Annotated in this window: 17 protein-coding genes; 14 read left to right on the top strand and 3 right to left on the bottom strand. The window is 63.3% G+C overall.

What is annotated here, in order from left to right; translation table 11 throughout:
- Positions 1 to 135: 135 nt before the first annotated feature.
- The gene (locus KXD97_RS26690; protein WP_260753806.1) at positions 136 to 789 is read right to left on the bottom strand and encodes a TetR/AcrR family transcriptional regulator; all 654 of its coding nucleotides are present in this window, start codon (positions 787 to 789) and stop codon (positions 136 to 138) included.
- A gap of 217 nt (positions 790 to 1,006) precedes the next feature.
- On the opposite strand from KXD97_RS26690, the gene KXD97_RS26685 reads away from it, so the two are divergent.
- Positions 1,007 to 1,801 carry a hypothetical protein gene (locus KXD97_RS26685; protein ID WP_260753805.1) on the top strand — a complete coding sequence of 265 codons (795 nt, stop codon included), beginning with the start codon at positions 1,007 to 1,009 and terminating at the stop codon, positions 1,799 to 1,801.
- Positions 1,802 to 1,891: 90 nt separating this feature from the next.
- Here the strand turns inward: KXD97_RS26685 and KXD97_RS26680 are convergent, their stop codons facing one another.
- On the bottom strand, positions 1,892 to 3,490 hold the full coding sequence (locus KXD97_RS26680) for an FAD-dependent oxidoreductase (RefSeq protein WP_260753804.1): 1,599 nt from the start codon (positions 3,488 to 3,490) through the stop codon (positions 1,892 to 1,894).
- A gap of 354 nt (positions 3,491 to 3,844) precedes the next feature.
- Here KXD97_RS26680 and KXD97_RS26675 point away from each other — a divergent pair, with 354 nt between their 5' ends.
- From KXD97_RS26675 to KXD97_RS26615, 13 genes are all read left to right on the top strand, one after another.
- Positions 3,845 to 4,447, top strand: coding sequence for a cytochrome c oxidase subunit 3 (locus KXD97_RS26675; RefSeq protein WP_260753801.1), 603 nt, complete (start codon positions 3,845 to 3,847; stop codon positions 4,445 to 4,447).
- Between the two features lie 5 nt (positions 4,448 to 4,452).
- Positions 4,453 to 4,719, top strand: a complete 267-nt coding sequence (locus KXD97_RS26670) for a cytochrome C oxidase subunit IV family protein (protein WP_260753800.1) — start codon at positions 4,453 to 4,455, stop codon at positions 4,717 to 4,719.
- Between the two features lie 1,049 nt (positions 4,720 to 5,768).
- Complete coding sequence (locus KXD97_RS26665) at positions 5,769 to 6,479, top strand: ABC transporter permease (protein ID WP_260758162.1); 711 nt, start codon at positions 5,769 to 5,771, stop codon at positions 6,477 to 6,479.
- On the top strand, positions 6,476 to 7,327 hold the full coding sequence (locus KXD97_RS26660; protein ID WP_260753798.1) for an ABC transporter permease: 852 nt from the start codon (positions 6,476 to 6,478) through the stop codon (positions 7,325 to 7,327). Before KXD97_RS26665 ends, KXD97_RS26660 begins: the two co-directional genes overlap by 4 nt.
- 6 nt (positions 7,328 to 7,333) lie before the next feature.
- Positions 7,334 to 8,851: an MCE family protein gene (locus tag KXD97_RS26655; protein WP_260753796.1), complete on the top strand. Its 1,518-nt coding sequence runs from the start codon at positions 7,334 to 7,336 to the stop codon at positions 8,849 to 8,851.
- 28 nt (positions 8,852 to 8,879) lie between these two features.
- Positions 8,880 to 9,908: an MCE family protein gene (locus tag KXD97_RS26650; protein ID WP_260753794.1), complete on the top strand. Its 1,029-nt coding sequence runs from the start codon at positions 8,880 to 8,882 to the stop codon at positions 9,906 to 9,908.
- Entirely contained in the window at positions 9,905 to 11,218 is a 1,314-nt protein-coding gene (locus tag KXD97_RS26645; protein WP_260753792.1) for an MCE family protein, read from the top strand. The genes KXD97_RS26650 and KXD97_RS26645 overlap by 4 nt, the downstream gene beginning before the upstream one ends.
- Positions 11,218 to 12,561 (top strand): MCE family protein, encoded by a 1,344-nt coding sequence (locus KXD97_RS26640; protein WP_260753791.1) that lies wholly within the window; start codon positions 11,218 to 11,220, stop codon positions 12,559 to 12,561. Before KXD97_RS26645 ends, KXD97_RS26640 begins: the two co-directional genes overlap by 1 nt.
- Positions 12,562 to 12,602: 41 nt before the next feature.
- Positions 12,603 to 13,688 carry an MCE family protein gene (locus KXD97_RS26635; RefSeq protein WP_396885520.1) on the top strand — a complete coding sequence of 362 codons (1,086 nt, stop codon included), beginning with the start codon at positions 12,603 to 12,605 and terminating at the stop codon, positions 13,686 to 13,688.
- A gap of 1 nt (position 13,689) precedes the next feature.
- Positions 13,690 to 15,219: an MCE family protein gene (locus KXD97_RS26630; protein WP_260753784.1), complete on the top strand. Its 1,530-nt coding sequence runs from the start codon at positions 13,690 to 13,692 to the stop codon at positions 15,217 to 15,219.
- Positions 15,216 to 15,842, top strand: a complete 627-nt coding sequence (locus KXD97_RS26625; protein WP_260753780.1) for a hypothetical protein — start codon at positions 15,216 to 15,218, stop codon at positions 15,840 to 15,842. Before KXD97_RS26630 ends, KXD97_RS26625 begins: the two co-directional genes overlap by 4 nt.
- A 29-nt stretch (positions 15,843 to 15,871) precedes the next feature.
- A complete protein-coding gene (locus tag KXD97_RS26620) occupies positions 15,872 to 16,492 on the top strand; it encodes a hypothetical protein (protein ID WP_260753778.1) in 621 nt (206 codons plus the stop codon).
- 59 nt (positions 16,493 to 16,551) lie between these two features.
- Complete coding sequence (locus tag KXD97_RS26615) at positions 16,552 to 17,007, top strand: CAP domain-containing protein (RefSeq protein WP_260753776.1); 456 nt, start codon at positions 16,552 to 16,554, stop codon at positions 17,005 to 17,007.
- A 150-nt stretch (positions 17,008 to 17,157) separates the two neighbouring features.
- On the opposite strand, the gene KXD97_RS26610 is transcribed toward KXD97_RS26615, so the two are convergent.
- A complete protein-coding gene (locus tag KXD97_RS26610; protein WP_260753773.1) occupies positions 17,158 to 17,565 on the bottom strand; it encodes a hypothetical protein in 408 nt (135 codons plus the stop codon).
- Between the last annotated feature and the right edge of the window lie 512 nt (positions 17,566 to 18,077).

The following is an 18,077-nucleotide window of genomic DNA, read 5'->3' as shown; positions in this document are numbered from 1 at the left end:
ACGAGCCGTAGCGGCGTACCGAGTACAGGACCGGCCATGGCGCCGAGTCAGGACCATCCTCTGGTTCTGACTCGGCGTTTTGGCATCGGTCGGGACTCCGACGACGGCTCGGTGTGCCGCCGGACGCCGGCGCGACTATGGACTGGTGTTGACGTTCAACGGGTTCGGGGCGGACCCGTACACCGCCCCCTGCCAGATCGCCAGTAGTGAGGCCAGGGCTCTGTCCTCGTCGGGTAGGTCGGCATCGACCCCGAGCCCGGCGACGTAAAGCAGCCGCTCGGACGCCCAGATCAGCCCGGCCGCCAGCTCACGGCTCGGTATTCCGGGAGGGGCGGTGCCGGCCGCCCGCTCGCGTTCGATCTCGCTTGCGAAGGCGTCGGTGAATCGTTCGATGACCTTGAGCCAGAGTTCACCGATCTCGGCGACGGAATGCCAGTGCTCCACAGTCGCGCGAAAAACCATGCGGTGCTCACGGAACAGCTGTGTCGCTCCCTCGAGTCCCTTCTCCAGGCGATTGGCATCATCTCCCGAATCGGCCCCTGAGGTGAACAAGCTGACCTGCTCGAAAATCTGGTCCATCACTGATGACAGCAGCGCAGTGACGGGTGCGTACTTCGAACTGAAGTAGAAGTAGAAGGTCGTCCGCGAGACGCCTGCCTCCTTCAGGATGCTGGCGACGCTGAGTTCGGTCAACGGCGTCGATTCGAGTAGACGCTCGGTGGCGAGGAGGATCTGACGCTCGGCATCACTGGTGCCGGCGTGCAGCCGAGGACGGTCACCGGGGCGCATCGTGCCAATGCTAGTAGCGCCCTGCGTGTGTGGTTGACCGAGGGGTTCCGACCGATCATGCCCGGTGTACATTATGTCCGGATAGCATGTAATCCGGTGCGCGGCATCCCGACGGGCGGAGACGAAATGTCCATGTCCAATACAGGATGGCTCGCCCGTAGTCGAGACACTCGCGCCGAAGGAAACCACCGACGCGGCAAATCAGGCGGGAGCCGAAGTGACCGAGCTGCCAAACCATCTCACGGCGCATCCGGAGTTCAGTTGGACGTTCATCGCCGTCGGAGCCGCGTTCTTCGTCGCCTCGGCCGTGTGGGCGGCGAACGAGTCGCGGCGATTGTCGACGTCGATACCTCTCCTGGCGCTGATCGGCGGGTTCGTCGCGGCGCTGGAAGAACCGTGGATCAACACCATGATCCAGTTGTGGTACCCCCATGACAGCCCATTGATCGTCTTCACGGCGATGGAGCATGCTCAGCCGCTGTACGTCTTCCTGGTGTATCCGGGCTTCGTCGGATTGGGTGCCTACGTCGTCTACCGCAGCCTCGTCAGACATCCCGACGGAAGGCACCTGTGGCGATTCTTCGCCGGGATCGTCGTCATGGATCTGATCTTCGAGTTCCCGACAACGGCGGCCGGGGTGTTCTATTACTACGGAAACCAGCCGATGCAGTTCGTGGGCGACGGATGGCCGTTCTGGGTGGCCCCCGTCAACGCAGTGGGGCCGATACTGGCGGGCTGGCTGATGTACCGCCTGGTGCCGACTCTGGCCGGAGCGCGCCGCGGAGTCGTCGTGGTCGCGTTGCCGCCGTTGGCCTACGCCGGGGTATATGGCGCGGTGGGCTGGCCGGTCTACACCCTGCTGAAATCGGATGTACCGATGGTGGCCCGGTGGGCTGCGGCATGCCTCACCATCGCGCTGTGCGCAGGCATCGTCGGGATGATCAAGATGGCCTCCCGAAACGCGACCCGGCAGTGGATCTCCCCCGAGGCGACGGCCGACGTCGCAGAATGACCCGCCCATGCCGACCGCGGTCCGCATGGGGTAGCCGCGGTGCGATCCCGTTCATCCGATTGCGGCGTAACGCCGCCAGCCGGAGTCTTCCTACCTTTGCGTCAGGGCCAGCATTTCTGCGGTGTCGACGAACTTGATGCGCGGACGGGAAGCCTCGACACCGCGTTGGCGCTCGGCGTCGTCGATGGCCCGCCAGCCCTTCCAGTCGACGGGTTCTGCGCCGCGTTCGGTGAGCAGACTTACGAACGCCTCGCGGCCGGTGACCTCGCGGCAGAGCAGCCCGCCGTGGTAGTCGTCGAGCAGTGTGCGGACCGTCTCCTCGGCGCAGACACGGTTGGTGCCGATCACACCGCGCGGGCCGCGCTTGATCCATCCGGTGACGTAGGAATCCGAGACCGGGTTGCCGATGGTGTCGACCACACGCCCGCGATCGTTGGGCACGATGCCGGTTGCGGGATCACCGTGCAGGCCGGCGGGCGCCGACCCTTGGTATCCGATCGAACGCAGGATCAGCGACGTTTCGATCAACTCGTTGACACCGTTTCGCGATATGCGCAACCCTTCGACGCGGTCCGAACCTTCGACGGCGACCGGCGACGCCAGGAACCGGAACACGATCCTCTTGTTGCCCGGTGTGCTGGGATGTTGAGCGAACTCGCGGGCCAGGTTGAGTTTGAGTTCGGTCTCGATATCGTCGTCGGGATCGGACTCCAACTCACCGCCATCGATGACGACGTCGACACCGTCGAGGTATCCGAGCGCGAGGAACTCTCCGACCGAGAATGCCGCGTCTCGCGGGCCGCGCCGTCCGAGGATGACGACTTCTTCGATCCTGCTGTCGGACAGAGCATCCAGCGCGTGCTGAGCGGCATCGGTTCTCGCCAGTTCGTCGGGTCCCATGAGCATCACCCGTGCGACATCGAGCGCAACGTTTCCGTTGCCGATGATCACCGCTCGCCGCGCGGACAGGTCGAACGTGTGGTTGGCGTGGTCGGGGTGGCCGTTGTACCAGCCGACGAAGTCGGCGGCGGGGTGGTTGCCCGGCAGATCCTCGCCGGGAATGCCCAGCCGACGGCTTTCCGAGGCGCCGACGGCGTAGATGACCGCGTGGTGATGGGTCAGCAGATCCTGGTGGGTCAGCTGCTTTCCGATCTCGACATTGAAATGGCAGGTGAAACGGGCGTTCGTGAATGCGCGCGCGAAGATGCCCACGACTGACTTGGTCAGCTGATGGTCGGGCGCGACGCCGGACCGGATGAGGCCGAACGGCGTCGGAAGCCGCTCGAACATGTTCACTTCGACACCGTCGATGGCGACGAGTTCGGTCGCCGCGTAGCACGCGGCAGGGCCGGCGCCGACTATCGCGACCCGCAGCGAACCCGGTTCGACCGACGCGCGCTTGGTCCGGGGGAGTGGGGGGCTCGGCTCAAGCGGATGACGGTCGAAGTAGGCGGCGTTGATGTGCTTGAAGCGCTCCAGCGCTGCGGGCAGATCGTCATCGAAGTGGATCGCATCGACCGGGCACTCCTCCATGCACGCGCCGCAATCGATGCACGTCTCTGGATCGATGTAGAGCATCTCGGCGCCGGTGAACGCCGCCGAACCGCTGACTGGGCGGATACAGTCGACCGGGCAGACGGGGACGCAGCTTGCGTCCTTGCAGCAGTTCTGAGTGATGACGTAGGCCACCGCGGTCCTCCCTCGGGTTACAGGCGCAGATCGTTGCGAATGCGGGATGGCCATCGGAGATTCGAGGCGAGATGCGCTGTCGATCTCGATCGTGTCGGGGCCTGGCATGGTCCGCGATCACAGCCCACCCGATCGACATCTGAAATTTTTATTCTTTGTTCAAAGAATACGCTACCATGACCGGGTCGATGTTCCTGCTCCGCTTTCAGTGAGGTGGTTTCCGCAAAGAGCGGTACCCCTCCGATCGATACCCGAGGAGACTCAGCAAATGTTCTACGCGCCGACGCCGCCGCGACCTCGCCCGCGATACTCATCGAAAGTGGTATCGGTATTCCGACTCCGCCGGGTCGATTCATGACGGCGTATCAGAGCTCGGAGACGGTCGAAGTGGTCGCTGAGCCGCGCCGCAGGATCCCGGGTGAAGAGGGCATCTGGGTCTTCGTGCTGGGTGACATGGTGATCTTCGCGTTGTTCTTCGGAACGTTCATGTACTCCCGTGCAAAGAACCCCGAGGTTTTCGCCCAGGACCATGCAAGCCTCAGTACCGCGTTGGGGACGATCAACACCGTCCTGTTGCTGACGAGCTCGCTTCTGGTCGTCCTGGGCGTTCGGAAGGTGATGTCGCGGGACCATGCCTCCGCGCCGCGCCTCTTCGGTGGGGCGCTACTGTGCGGGCTCGCCTTCATCTGCGTCAAGGCCGCGGAATGGTCCCACCTCTTCGGGGCGGGCAAGTCTGTCGGCGGAGGTGAATACTATTCGTACTACTACATGTTCACCGGTATTCATCTACTGCATGTAGTCCTCGGATGCATAGTGCTGATCAAGCTCATCGTCGATGCCCGCCGGCCGATGCTGACCGGTCAACAGATCATGCTGAGCGAGGCCGGCGGGATTTTCTGGCATATGGTCGACCTGTTGTGGGTCGTGCTGTTCGCGCTGTTCTACCTGATGAGGTGAATTGATTGACCGCGACACGTCGTATCACAGTCGTGTGGGCTGCCCTGATGGCGCTCACGTTTGCATCGTTCTTGGTCGGCATCGAACAAAGTGCCGGCGCCGCCTCCGCGGCAGCCGCCATCATCGTCGGAATTGCGCTGTTCAAGGTCCGCCTCATCGGCATCCACTTCATGGACCTGCGCGTCGCGCCGATGCCGCTCCGGCTGATATTCGAGGGTTATGTTCTCGTCGTCTTCGTCGCGTTGACGGCCATCGACCTTTTCGTGCACTAGTAAGGACCTGCTCTCGACCTTTCGCACCGTAGTCGCCAGCACCTGTCCGCGAATCGATTTGACGATCGCAACTCCCGCGATGCGCCAAGGCTGAGTGCGCGGCGCGCCAACTCAAGCTGGGCGCGTCAAACGGACGACTTACCTCGTAGTCAATATCGAAGCCCCGGTGCAGTTCTCGCAACGGCCGACAACGCAGTCACGGTCCGGGACGCTCCCGAACTTCGGCGATCGCCGGCGCGGGACGATTGATACTTGTTGGTCGACAACAATTTTGACGTCGACCCGGCACAGATCGGTACTCTGCCGGAGGTCGTCCTCGGCGAACTCGCACTCGGGACAACCGGCGTGACAGGCGGTTTCGCATCCAGGCCGCACTCTCTCGCGGATGTAGGCGCCGCACACCCTTGCATCCCGGCCGGAGTTGGGTAAGTCGCGACAGCGAGAACTAGCCGGGCAGAATCTTAAGTATGAGACGGCGACCGGTCAAATCTCAGCGGCTGAGTCATGGGTTTTCACGCCCCGCAGCGAGTTTTTGGCAAATGTATCCGAGCGGACGTAAGCGGGAAGCCGATGCGATGGCGGCATGAAAGATGCTTATATGCAGTGTGGTTCGCGACATATCAGGAAGTCGCGCCCCGTGGTTCGATGTCTATGGCAAAGTAACGAGCGCCCCGATGTGAGCTGCTTCGAGGTCTGTTGACAACTGTGATCCGCGCCTCTAATCTAACTTAAGTTTGAAAAGAGATCGAAGGACCGCCGGCCGGATTTCGGGCTCTGACGGGAAATGTTCGGTCAGGCGGTAGGCCTGGCGTTCAGAATACTTCGTCATCGTCTGCCGGTGACGAACCTTGGAAGGGAACATCTTGGCTACTGGCTTCGAGCGTGAGCCGGCCCAGCACGGCGACGATGGTGGGTCGGACGCCGTAGCGTTGGCCGCCGACGACTCGCCTGCTTCCGGCTCTCCTACCGGTCGTGCCGGGGGCTGGCCGACGAGGGTCGAGTCGTCCCCGTTTTCCAAGCCGGTCCGCGAACTCGGCGGGTTGTTCGCGATGGCACTGGACACATTCATGGCCGTGCCGCGCAGACCGTTTGCGTTGCGGGAGTTCATGCTGCAGTCCTGGTTTGTGGCGCGGGTGTCCCTGATGCCGACTCTGATGTTGGCGATTCCTTTCACCGTTTTGATGATCTTCACTTTCAACATCCTGTTGGTGGAGTTCGGTGCCGCCGATTACTCCGGCACCGGCGCCGCGTACGGAACGGTCACGCAGATCGGCCCGGTGGTGACGGTGCTGGTGGTCGCTGGCGCAGGCGCCACCGCCATGTGTGCCGACTTGGGGGCCCGAACCATCCGTGAAGAACTGGACGCACTCCGGGTCATGGGCATCAACCCAATCCAGTCGCTGGTGGTGCCTCGTGTGTTGGCAGCCACGTTGGTCGCGACGCTGTTGTCGTCGGTGGTGATTCTCGTCGGCCTTATCGGCAGCTTCATCTTCGCGGTGTTCATCCAGGACGTGACGCCGGGCTCATTCGTGTGGGGTCTGACGGTCATCACCGGCCCCGCCGACGTCATAATTTCGCTGGTCAAATCGGCGCTCTTCGGATTGGCAGCGGGTTTGATCGCTTGCTACAAAGGCATTTCGGTCGGCGGCGGTCCTGCCGGTGTGGGCAACGCCGTCAACGAGACGGTCGTCTATACCTTCATGGCGCTGTTCGCCATCAACATCATCGCCACCGCGGTGGGCGTGCAGGCGACGCTATGAGCGCATCCATTCCGAGCAAACAGCTCTTTCTTCAGCGCAAGACCCAGTCGTGGCTGCGTGGCTTGACCCGAATCGGCACCCAGGCGCGTTTCTACTTCGAGACGCTGAGTTCCATCCGGGTGTCCTTCCTGCGGTACAAGCTTGAGATGCTGCGACAGATCGCGCATATGAGCCTGGGCACCGGAGCCTTGGCCATCGTCGGCGGAACCGTCGTGATCGTCGGATTCCTGACTCTGGCCACCGGCGCACTGGTCGCGGTCCAGGGTTACAACCAGTTCTCCGATGTGGGTGTCGAGGCGCTGACGGGATTCGCCTCGGCGTACTTCAACGTGCGGTTGATCGCGCCCGTCATCTCCGGGATCGGTCTGGCCGCGACGATCGGCGCGGGTGCCACCGCTCAACTCGGCGCGATGCGGATCAACGAAGAGATCGATGCGCTTGAGGTGATGGGCATCCGCTCGATCGCGTACCTGGCATCCAACAAGGTGGTCGCCGGCGTGGTGGTGGTGATACCGCTGTACTGCGTTGCGATGCTCACGGCGTTCCTTGCCGCGCGGGTCGGCACCACGGCGATCTACGGCCAGTCGAGCGGTGTCTACGACCATTACTTCAATACGTTTCTTAACCCGACGGACATCATCTGGTCGTTTGTCCAGGTGGTCATCATGGCTGTCGTGATCATGCTGGTGCACACCTATTACGGCTTCACCGCTTCGGGGGGGCCCGCCGGCGTCGGAGAGGCCGTGGGACGCGCAGTACGTACCTCGCTCATCTCAGCCGTCGTTGTCGTGCTGTTCCTCTCACTGGCGATCTATGGCCAGTCCGGCAACTTCCACCTCGCGGGATAGAAGGAAATGGACGACAGTAAGCCCCGAGTTCACCCGCTGTGGTGGACAGCCGCCTTGTTCGGGACGATCATCGCGCTCGTTCTCACGTGTTCGGCCTTGTTCGCCGGAACGTTCAGGTCCTTCGTGGCGGTCACCTTGGTCTCGGACCGTTCCGGTCTGGTCATGGAACCGGGCGCGAAGATCAAGATGCGAGACGTCGAGGTCGGTCGCGTCGGCGGGATCAAAGGCGGCAGTGGGCCGGTGAGCCTGCAACTGGAGATCTACCCCGATCAGATCGACTTCATTCCGCTAAACGTCGAGGCCGAGATCAAGGCCACGACCGCTTTCGGCGCCAAATACGTCGAACTGAGTTATCCGGATGATCCCACCCCGCAACGGCTGACAGCGGGTGCGGTGCTGCGCTCGCGCACTGTCAGCACCGAGGTGAACACGGTGTTCGACAATCTCGTGAATCTGCTGGACCAGATCGACGTGTCCAAGGTGAATGCGGTACTCACCGCGCTCGCCGACGGAGTCCGCGGCCAGGGAGAGCGGATGGGCGCAGCGACCACCGACGCCAACCAGGTGCTCCGGGCGATCAATCCGCGGATGGATACCGTCGCGGCCGATTGGCGCTCGTTCCAGCGCTTCAGCGACGCCTACAGCGCTGCCGCCGGTGACATCCTCAGCACGCTGGATGCAGCGACCACCACCAGCAAAACGATCACCGACCGTTCCGGCGACCTGAATGCCTTGCTGCTCAACACGATCGGGTTCTCCAATACCGGCGTCGACCTGCTCGCGCCCAACAAGGACAACCTGGTGAACGCGATCAACGGGTTCGAGCCGACGACAAGCCTCCTGCTCAAGTACAACCCCCAGTACACCTGCATGATCCTGGGCGCGATGTTGTATCTGGACCGGGACGGCCTCGCCATCGTCGGCGGTAACGGCAAATCGCTGCTGGCGGATGCCGGACTGCTGTTCGGAGATGACCAGTACAAGTATCCGGAGAACCTGCCGATCGTCGCCGCGAAGGGCGGCCCTGATGGCAAGCCGGGTTGCGGTTCGCTGCCCGATGTTGCCAAGAACTTCCCGATTCGTCAGGTGATCACCAATACAGGCTGGGGCACAGGACTGGACTGGCGACCCAACCCCGGTGTCGGGGATCCGTGCTGGGTCAACTACTTCCCGGTCACCCGAGCGGTGCCGGAGCAGCCCAGCCGTCGGCATTGCGTCAACGGTCCGGCGCCGGGCCCGGTGGTTCCCGCGGGTATGCCGCCGTTCGGGGCCCCGTGGTACGGCCCGGACGGAACTCCGCTCTTCCCAGGTGTGCCACCGGTGCCGCCGGCCCCGGGTCCAGGAGTGCCACCGCCCGCGATCGGACCTGGTGTACCGCCCCCGATTCCGGTCCCAGGGGTGCAACCGCCCGCATTCGGTGCCGGGGTGCCTGCACCGATGCCCATTCCGCCCGGACCGCCCATACCGCTACCGGAGTACCCGGGGGGCATGCCGCCGCTGACATCCGTACCGCAACCACAGTGAGCAATGAGGGACTGAGGGGTTTCCACCCGTGAATGAGAACTTCAGACGTGCGACCGTGTTGTTCGCGGTCTTCGCCGCGGTGTGTCTTCTGGGCACATTCGGACTGCTGGCGATATTTGCGCAACTGCGATTCCAGGACGAGAACGTCTACACCGCCCAGTTCACCGACGTGAGTGGGCTGGAGACCGGCAACTTCGTCCGGGTCGCCGGAGTCGAGGTGGGCAAGGTCTCCGCCATTTCGATCAACGCGGAGTCCCAGGCCATCGTCGAGTTCACCGCCGGTCCTGCGGTGACCCTCACCGAGACCACCAAAGCCGCAGTCCGGTGGGCGAACCCGATCGGCGACCGGTATCTGGCACTGCTGGAGGGGGAGGACGGCAGCAGTCGCCTCAATCCCGGTGGGACGATCGCGGTGACGAACACCGAGCCGGCACTGGATCTCGACACCCTCCTGGGCGGGTTCCGGCCGCTGTTTCGAGCGATGGATCCCGAGCAGGTCAATGCTCTAAGCGGCCAGCTGATCTCGGCCTTCCAGGGCGAAGGAGCCACCATCGGTTCGTTTTTGAATCAAGCGGCGGCAGTGACCAACACCCTGGCCGACCGCGATGAGCTAATCGGACAGGTGATCATCAACCTCGACGCGGTGCTGGCATCGTTCGGAGACGAAACCGAGAAGTTCGACAAAGCGGTGGACTCGCTCTCCAAGCTCGTCTCCGGACTTGCAGCGCAGAAAACCGACATCAGCAACGCCGTCGCCTACACGAACGCGGCGACGGGGACGATCGCCGACATGCTGTCTCAGGCCAGGGCGCCCTTCCACAACACGATGGTGCAAGCGGACCGCACCGCGGGGATCGTCCTCGCCGATCACGAATATGTCGACAATCTCCTGGCAACTTTGCCGGACGCCTACAGGCAGATGAACCGCATGGGCTTGAACGGTGCCTACTGGGCCTTCTATCTGTGCGATCTGCTCGTCAAGGTCAACGGCAAGGGTGGCCAGCCGGTCTATATCAAGGTGGCCGGCCAGGACACAGGACGGTGCACACCAAAATGAAACCCTTCGCTGAACGCAACAAGTTCGTCATCGGTGCCGTGGGAATCGTGACAATTCTTGCGATCGTCGTCATCGGTCTGCAGTACCGAAAAATCCCGTTCATCAGCTCTGCAACCGAGTACGCCGCGTACTTCTCCGAGGCCGGCGGTCTGAAAAACGGTGCAGCGGTGCAGGTAGCCGGTTACCGGGTCGGAGAGGTGACCGCAGTGGAACTGGACGGCACGCGGGTACTCGTCGAATTCGAGATCGACAACGACGTTCACCTCGGCGACCGGACCGAGGCGAACATCAGGACCAAGAGCCTGCTCGGTTCGAAGGTTCTCGAGGTCACGCCCCGCGGTGACGGTGAGCTGTCGATTATCCCGATCGAGCGGACCAAACCTCCGTACCAGCTGCCCGATGCCCTCGGAGATCTGTCGTCGACGATCAGCGATCTGAATACCAACGGGGTGTCAGACGCGATGGCGACCCTGGCCGAAACCTTCAAGGACACGCCACCGGATCTCAAACTCGCTGTGCAAGGTGTGGCGCGGTTCTCGGAGACGCTGGGTAATCGCGACGAGGCGCTGCGCAGGCTGCTGACCAACGCCAAGAAGGCGACCTCCGTCCTGTCCGAGCGCGCTGATCAGGTGGTCAGTCTGATTGCCGACAGCAACGCATTGCTTGCCCAACTGTTGACCGAAAGCACTGCACTGGACCAGATCTCGGGTAATCTGTCCGCTTTTGCCCGCCAGTTGTCCGGGTTCATCAGCGACAACCGTGAACAGTTGGGGCCGACGCTCGAGAAGTTGAACGGTGTTTTGACCATCGTCGACAACCGTAAGTCCGAGCTCCAGGAGTCGATCAAACTTCTCAACCAGTACGCACTGTCGCTGGGTGAATGCCTCACGGCCGGACCTTATTTCATGGCCGCTCTGGTCAATCTGGTGCCCGGACAGTTCGTGCAGCCGTTCATCGACGCCGCATTCTCCGATCTGGGTCTGGATCCCGCCACGCTGCTGCCCTCGCAGCGCACGGACCCGCAGGTCGGGCAGCGCGGCACCCCGGCGCTGCCGATACCGATGCCACGGACCGGCCAGGGTGGAGAACCCCACCTCTACCTGCCCGACGCGATCACCGGTAAGCCCGGTGACCCGCGGTACCCCTACCGGGAGCCGCTTCCCGCGCCTCCGCTCGGCGGTCCGCCGCCGGGGCCGCCGGCGGCAGCACCCGGCGAGGACGGTCTTGTCCCCATAGGGGAACCACCGGCAATACTTTCGCCCGCTCCCGGTGAAGCACTGCCGAGCACCCCCACGGATGGAGAACAGTGATGCGGTCGGGCAAACTGCGGATCGGCCTGATGATTGCGCTGGCCGTTGCGCTGGTGGGCGGTTCGGTGGTCGCCGTGCGATCACTGACGCAGATCGCCAGGAATCACGTCGTGGCGTACTTCGAGAACAGCAACGGGCTCTTCGTCGGCGACGAGGTGCGCATCCTCGGCGTCCCGGTCGGTGCCATCGACGGCATCGAACCGCAACCGGAGCGGGTCAAGGTCACGTTCTGGGTCGACGATGAACACAAGGTGCCCGCCGACGTGCAGGCGGCGATCCTGTCGCCCCAGTTGGTGACCGCGCGGGCGATTCAGCTCACGCCGGCCTACACCAGCGGGCCGGTGCTTGAGGACGGCGCAGTCATTCCGGAGGACCGCACCGCTGTCCCGGTCGAGTGGGACGACCTGCGCCTCCAGTTGCAGAAGCTCACCGACGCCCTACAACCGACCGAGCCGGGTGGGGTCAGTACCCTGGGTGCACTGATCAACACTTCCGCAGACAACTTGCGCGGAGAAGGTGCCAACATTCGCAACACGGTCATCCAGATGTCGCGTGCCTTCTCGATTCTCGGCGATCACAGCGACGACATGTTCTCCAGCATCAAGAACCTGTCGGTGGTGGTGTCTGCGCTTCAGAACAGTTCGGACCTGATGGCGCAACTCAACACCAATCTCGCGGCGGTGACCGGGTCGCTGGCCGATGACCCCGACGAGGTCAGTAATGCGATCCGTGATCTCAGCGAGGTAGTCGGCGAGACAACACAATTCATCAGGGACCATCGCGAGGCGTTGGGCACGACAACCGACAAACTGTCATCGATTTCCACCGCAGTCCACCAGAGCCTTCCTGACATCAAGCAGACCTTGCACATCGGCCCGACCGCATTCCAGAACTTCGCGAACATCATTCAGCCGACCCAGTCCTCGGTCACGGGAGCATTGGCGCTCAACAACTTCGCCAACCCGATCTCGTTCTTGTGCGGGGCCATCCAGGCTGCGTCACGGATGAACTACGAACAGTCGGCAAAGCTGTGTGTCCAGTACCTAGCGCCGATCTTCAAGAACCGTCAGTACAACTTCCCGCCGATCGGCATCAACCCCGTCATCGGAACCGGAGCTCGACCCAACGAGCTCACCTACAGCGAGGACTGGCTGCGGCCCGACTACCTGCCTCCGCCACCGGCTGCGCCGCCGGCCGCCGCGACGCCCGCGGGCGCACCCGTAACGGCTGCGCTGCCGCCGACTCCGCTGCCCGCAGAGGCCACGGTGCCGGCCGTGGATACCTCGGTCGACCCCGCCGCCGGTCTGCCCGGCATCATGGTCCCTCCCGGTGGTGGCTCATGAACCGCGTGAAGCGCTTCGGTCTCGGCGTGCTGGTGATCGTGATGGCAGTCGTGCCGGCCTGTGAGTGGCGGGGTCTGAACTCGCTACCGATGCCCGGTACCGAGGGCGGCGGCCCGGGATCGTTTGAGATCAAGGCGCAGTTGCCGGACATCGGCTACATCCAGGAGAACTCACGCGTCCGGGTGGGCGACGCGAACGTGGGCACCATCACCGAGATCGAACTCCAGGGTTGGCACGCGCTGGTCACCATGAAACTCAACGGTGATGTCGAGCTGCCGGCCAATGCCACCGCCAAGGTGGGCCAGACCAGCCTGCTGGGCTCCCTGCACATCGAGCTGGCGGAACCGGTCGGCGTGCCGGCGGAGGGCAAACTGCGTGAAGGCTCGATGATCCCACTGGCCAACGGCGGCGCCTACCCGAATACCGATCAGACGCTGGCGGCAGTGTCGCTCCTGCTCAACGGCGGCGGAATCGGTCAGGTTCAGGACATCACGGCGGCATTCGCCACCGCGTTCGCCGGCCGGGAGCAGGAGCTGCGAAGCCTGATCGAACAAATCGATCAATTCGTGAACCGCTTGAACGGTCAGACCGGTGACATCATCGCCGCAACGGACAGCTTCAACAACCTCGTCGGTCAGGTCGCCGCCCAGGAACCGGTGCTGGACGCGGCGATACGCACGATTCCCGACGCGCTGGCGGTGTTGGCTGATGCGCGTGGCGAACTCACCGAGGCATCGAGCGCATTCGGAAAGTTCAGCGCGTTGGCCGCGGACTCGGTCAACCAGACGAAGGAGAACCTCGTCAAGGAACTGAATGCGATCGGTCCGATACTGGAGTCGCTGGCCAACACCGGGCCGAGCCTTACCCGTGCGCTCGACGCATTCGTCATCATGCCGTTCCCGAAGAGCCAGGCTTCCAACTGGATTCGCGGTGAGTCTGCCAATCTCACAGCGACCTTCGACCTGACCCTCAGCCGCCTCGACAACGGTCTGCTCACCGGTACCCGCTTCGAAGGCGAGTTGACAGAGTTGGAGATGCAGTGGGGTCGCACGATCGGGCAGGTGCCCAGCCCTTACACGGGTCGCAACCCGCTGATCATTCCTTACCAGCGGAATCAGGGAGGCTGACGTGTCGCTTCGACATTCGCAGTTCAGTCAGCGGCTGAACAAACGCGTGAAGGTCCAGTTGACGATCTTCGCCGTGGTCGCCTTGGTGGCGTCCTCGATCATGGTCTTCGGCTTCATCCGGGTTCCCGCAATGCTCGGAGTCGGTCAGTACACGGTGACCGTCGAACTACCTCGGGCCGCTGGACTTTACGCGACCGGCAATGTCACCTACCGCGGCACGGAGGTCGGCCGCGTGTCTGCCGTTCGCTTGACCGACACCGGCGTCATCGCCGAGTTGTCGTTGCGTTCTGACATGAAGATCCCAGCGGATCTGGACGCCGAGGTGCACAGTGTCTCCGGCGTGGGCGAGCAGTATGTCGCACTGCTTCCGCGCGGGGGAGAGGGACCCGCCCTGAAGAACGGGGATGTCATCCCGCTCGACCGCAGTTCGGTGCCACCCGATATCAATGCGCTGCTCAATGCGGCCAACGGCGGCCTTGAGGCGATACCACCGGGGAACCTCAAGACGGTGATCGACGAAAGCTTCACCGCAGTAGGTGGTTTGGGGCCGGAGATATCACGCATCGTCAAGGGCTCCACTCAGTTGGCGATCGACGCGCGGGCAAATCTCGATCCGCTCGTCACGCTGATCGACGAGTCCCAACCGATACTCGATTCCCAGTCCGAGACGGCCGATGAGATAAACGCCTGGGCGAGCCATCTGTCCGAGATCACCGGCCAGTTGCGGGACAACGATGCCGGGGTCGCGAACCTGCTCGCTCAAGGCGGTCCGGCCGCAGCCGAGGCACAGCAATTGATTTCGCGCTTGCAGCCGTCCCTACCCACGCTGCTCTCGAACTTCGTCGGCATCGGAAACGTCGGTCGCGATTACCACGCCGGCATCGAGCAGTTGCTCGTGGTGGCACCCATCGTGATCTCCGGAATGCAGGCCGCCACGTTGACCAACTACAACACCAAGCACCCGGGTTTGACGCTGGACTTCAACCTGAATGTGAACATCCCTCCGGTCTGCGCCACGGGGTACCTCCCGATCCAGCAGCAGCACGTACCCGCCGGTGCGGACGGCACCCCCGACGAAGGCATACCGCCCCGTCCGCCGGGCGAGTTGTACTGCCGGATCCCACAGGACGCGCCGATGTATGTGCGTGGAGCACGTAACTTCCCATGCCTGACCAAGCCGGGCAAGCGCGCTCCGACCGCTGCGATGTGTGAAAGTGACGAGGAGTACGTGCCTCTCAACGACGGACTCAACTGGAAGGGCGATCCGAACGCCACGTTGTCGGGACAGGACGTCCCACAACTGCCTCCGGGCTCGGCACCCGCAGCGGTGCCCCCGGCACCGGTACCCTCGGTGCCCCCGCCGCCGGCGCCCGCGCCCCCGACGGTCAGTCCGATCGCAGCGGCGGACTACGACCCCTTGACCGATAACTACGTCGGACTCGACGGCAGTGTGTACAGCCGGTCCGACCTTGCCAAAACAACAGAAGGACAGTCATGGCAGGAAATGCTCACTCCGGTGGTGATTCGATGAACGGCTCCAATTCCGTGAAGGACTGGCCTGCCGCCGAGGAATCGCCCGCTGTGGAGGACTGGCCCGCTGCGGATGAGGACACGCTGCCCGGTGACGATACCGAGGCGGCCGGTGAGAAGCCGGACTTGCGCAGCCGGTCCGGTTCGGCGAAACGGCTGGTGATCTCGCTGGGCGTGGTGGCCGCGGTACTGGGATGTCTGGTCGGTTGGCTGGGCTACCGCACGTACGAGATCCGCGCGGCACAGGACGAGCAGCAGGTGTTCGTGGAAGCCGCCCGGCTGGGTGCGGTGAACCTGACCACCTTCGGATTCGACACCACCGAAGCCGACATACAACGAATCCTCGATTCGACGACCGGCAGCTTCCACGAGGACTTCCAGATGGGTCAGGACCCGTTTGTCGCCGTCATCAAGCAGGCGAAGTCGAGATCGGAGGGCACGGTCACCGCGGCAGGTCTGGAATCACAGGACGGCGATCGGGCGCAGGTACTGGTCGCGGTGTCGGTGAAGACTTCCAATGCCGGTGCACCAGAGCAGGAACCACGCGCGTGGCGGATGCGCATCGGGGTTGACAAAGTCGGAGTCGACGCCGCCAAGGTCTCGTCAGTGACCTTTGTGCCGTGAGTAGAGATACCGACCAAGCGGTTACCGGATTGGAGTTCGACGTGTCCGTCGACACTAAGACAGAAGAATCAGAGAAGACTGCTTTGCAGGGCGACCCGACCGAGGCGGGCGAGGAACGCATCGATGAGAGCAGCAACACGGCACCGGCCGTCGCCGAGAGGGGTCGACGGTTCACGGGCACCCGCATCCTCACGTGCGCGCTGCTGCTCCTGGTGCTGGTACTGACTGTCGCTGCTGGCTATTTGAAGTGGATGGATGGTTCGGCGCGTGGAGCTCAGGTAGCGGCTGCGGAGTCGGTGCGGGTGGCGAGCGAGACCACAGTGGCCATTCTCTCCTACCGGCCGGACACTGCGGAGAAGGATCTCACCGCCGCGGCGGACCGACTGACCGGTACGTTCCGCGATCAGTACACCGACCTCACCAAGACGGTCGTCATCCCCGGAGCTCAGCAACAACAGATCTCGGCGGTGGCGACGGTGCCCGCCGCGGCCTCGGTGTCAGCAGACGACGATCGGGCAGAGGTACTGGTTTTCATCAACCAGACCACCTTGATCGGCAGCGAGCCACCCAACGTCACAACTTCGTGCGTCCGCATCACGCTGGACAAGGTGGACGGCCGTTGGCTCGTCTCGGGATTCGAGCCGGTATGACGCGGGGAGGAGAACGGCCGACGAAGTCGATTTGGCGCCGAGGCGCCGAAAGTCTTCCGATGGTGCTGGTCTGCGCTGTCGGGCTGGGGGTGTCGACGCCCACGGCGCATGCCGACAACAGGCGGCTCAATGGCACTCTGGTGACCAATGTCTATACCGTCCAGCGCCAAGCAGGCTGCATCACCGAGGTCAGAATCAATCCGCAGCTGCAGTTGGCCGCGCAATGGCATGCCAATGATGTCCTGAGGAACCGTGCCCTCGGTGGTGATCTCGGGTCGGACGGATCAACACCCCAGACCCGGGCGGAGGCCGCGGGGTACCGCGGCAAAACGGCGCAGAACGTTGCCATCAACCCGTCTTTGGCGATCAACAACATGGAGATCCTGGAGCGGTGGTACTACGACCCCGTCGCCTACGGCATCATGTCTGACTGCGCCAACGCAGAAATCGGTGTGTGGTCGGAGAACAGTTTGGATCGCAGTGTGGTTGTGGCCGTCTTCGGCCAACCGGGCTGATAGAACTGCGGAATTGAGCATTCGACGCGACAACCGCACCCAGATCGTTGCCGGATGTTGGGCGTCTCACTGGTCTTCATTGAGCGATTGACGACCCAATGAAGAGCGAGACGACGTGGACACCAACGTTATTGGTATCCACGTCGGCGATCAGAGGGTGACGCTCACGGACTCGTTCGGAATGCAGGTGGTGACTGGAAACGGAATGCCGGGGTCTGCGCACCCTCTACCGGTTGCGGTATAGGTGCGGCCGGCGGTCCACGGTACGGCGACCCTGGCCACTCCCCACCCAACGGCCTCGCCACACGTCTCTGTGCCGCCATCGCCGGACAAGCAGACCGTTGCCCGACGCGCATTCGACGTACCGTTGCAATGTTGAGCCTTCAAGGTCGAAACAACCGCGTAGGTATTACCGTTGGCCACACGTTGCGGGGCAGTCAGCGTGAAGGTGCAATACGGCTCGGCCGACGTCACGTCGGGCTCCGCGCCGGCGACGCCCGTTCCGGCCGCGAGTGCCGTGGACACCGCAGCTGCCGCCAGAATCATCAGCCTAGTCATCGTCATATCTTATGCTGCAATGTTTTCCGGGACAAGGCTTGAGCTGTGGAGGATCAAGGTCCCGGCTGATGCCGAGACCCGATCGAAGTGATTGCTAACTGTTGGACAGGACCCCTCCATGACCTGAGCGCCGAAAGGCCCGCAGGCAGGTGCGGTCCGGCCAAATGTGTCCCCTGAAACCACGGCGGGCTGTGACCGGCCTGGTCGAATTCAGCTGCACCGCTGCGCTATCGAACCGTACGAGTCGCTCAAACCGGGATGGGTCCCCGGGCGCATCCTGGGACGAGAGCAAGTTTCGATGCGGCCCAGAGCAATACGTGAACGGCGTATCCGAGCGCGCCGCGCACGTGAGATCGACGGCTTGCGTCCACCCGGTCCTTCGGCGTGGGTGAATTGAAGCACTCCGCAGGCGACGTTGCGATGCTGTCGATCGATGCCTACGGGTGGACGCAATGTCCGGACGTGGCGTCCGTCACGTGCTAGCGTCCGCTTGCGGAGCTCTGGGGAAGTCC

The organism is Mycobacterium sp. SMC-8, from assembly GCF_025263565.1.
Classification (GTDB): Bacteria; Actinomycetota; Actinomycetes; order Mycobacteriales; family Mycobacteriaceae; genus Mycobacterium.
The sequence above is the reverse complement of the archived record's forward strand: the minus strand, read 5'-3'. Positions and strand labels throughout refer to the sequence as shown.

Coding starts and splice junctions, on each gene's coding strand:
- KXD97_RS26635 (WP_396885520.1), top strand. CDS start 12,603: ATGGCAGTCGTGCCGGCCTGTGAGTGGCGGGGTCTGAACTCGCTACCG.
- KXD97_RS26660 (WP_260753798.1), top strand. CDS start 6,476: ATGAGCGCATCCATTCCGAGCAAACAGCTCTTTCTTCAGCGCAAGACC.
- KXD97_RS26655 (WP_260753796.1), top strand. CDS start 7,334: ATGGACGACAGTAAGCCCCGAGTTCACCCGCTGTGGTGGACAGCCGCC.
- KXD97_RS26665 (WP_260758162.1), top strand. CDS start 5,769: ATGGCACTGGACACATTCATGGCCGTGCCGCGCAGACCGTTTGCGTTG.
- KXD97_RS26615 (WP_260753776.1), top strand. CDS start 16,552: ATGGTGCTGGTCTGCGCTGTCGGGCTGGGGGTGTCGACGCCCACGGCG.
- KXD97_RS26675 (WP_260753801.1), top strand. CDS start 3,845: ATGACGGCGTATCAGAGCTCGGAGACGGTCGAAGTGGTCGCTGAGCCG.
- KXD97_RS26645 (WP_260753792.1), top strand. CDS start 9,905: ATGAAACCCTTCGCTGAACGCAACAAGTTCGTCATCGGTGCCGTGGGA.
- KXD97_RS26640 (WP_260753791.1), top strand. CDS start 11,218: ATGCGGTCGGGCAAACTGCGGATCGGCCTGATGATTGCGCTGGCCGTT.
- KXD97_RS26690 (WP_260753806.1), bottom strand. CDS start 789: ATGCGCCCCGGTGACCGTCCTCGGCTGCACGCCGGCACCAGTGATGCC.
- KXD97_RS26625 (WP_260753780.1), top strand. CDS start 15,216: ATGAACGGCTCCAATTCCGTGAAGGACTGGCCTGCCGCCGAGGAATCG.
- KXD97_RS26610 (WP_260753773.1), bottom strand. CDS start 17,565: ATGACTAGGCTGATGATTCTGGCGGCAGCTGCGGTGTCCACGGCACTC.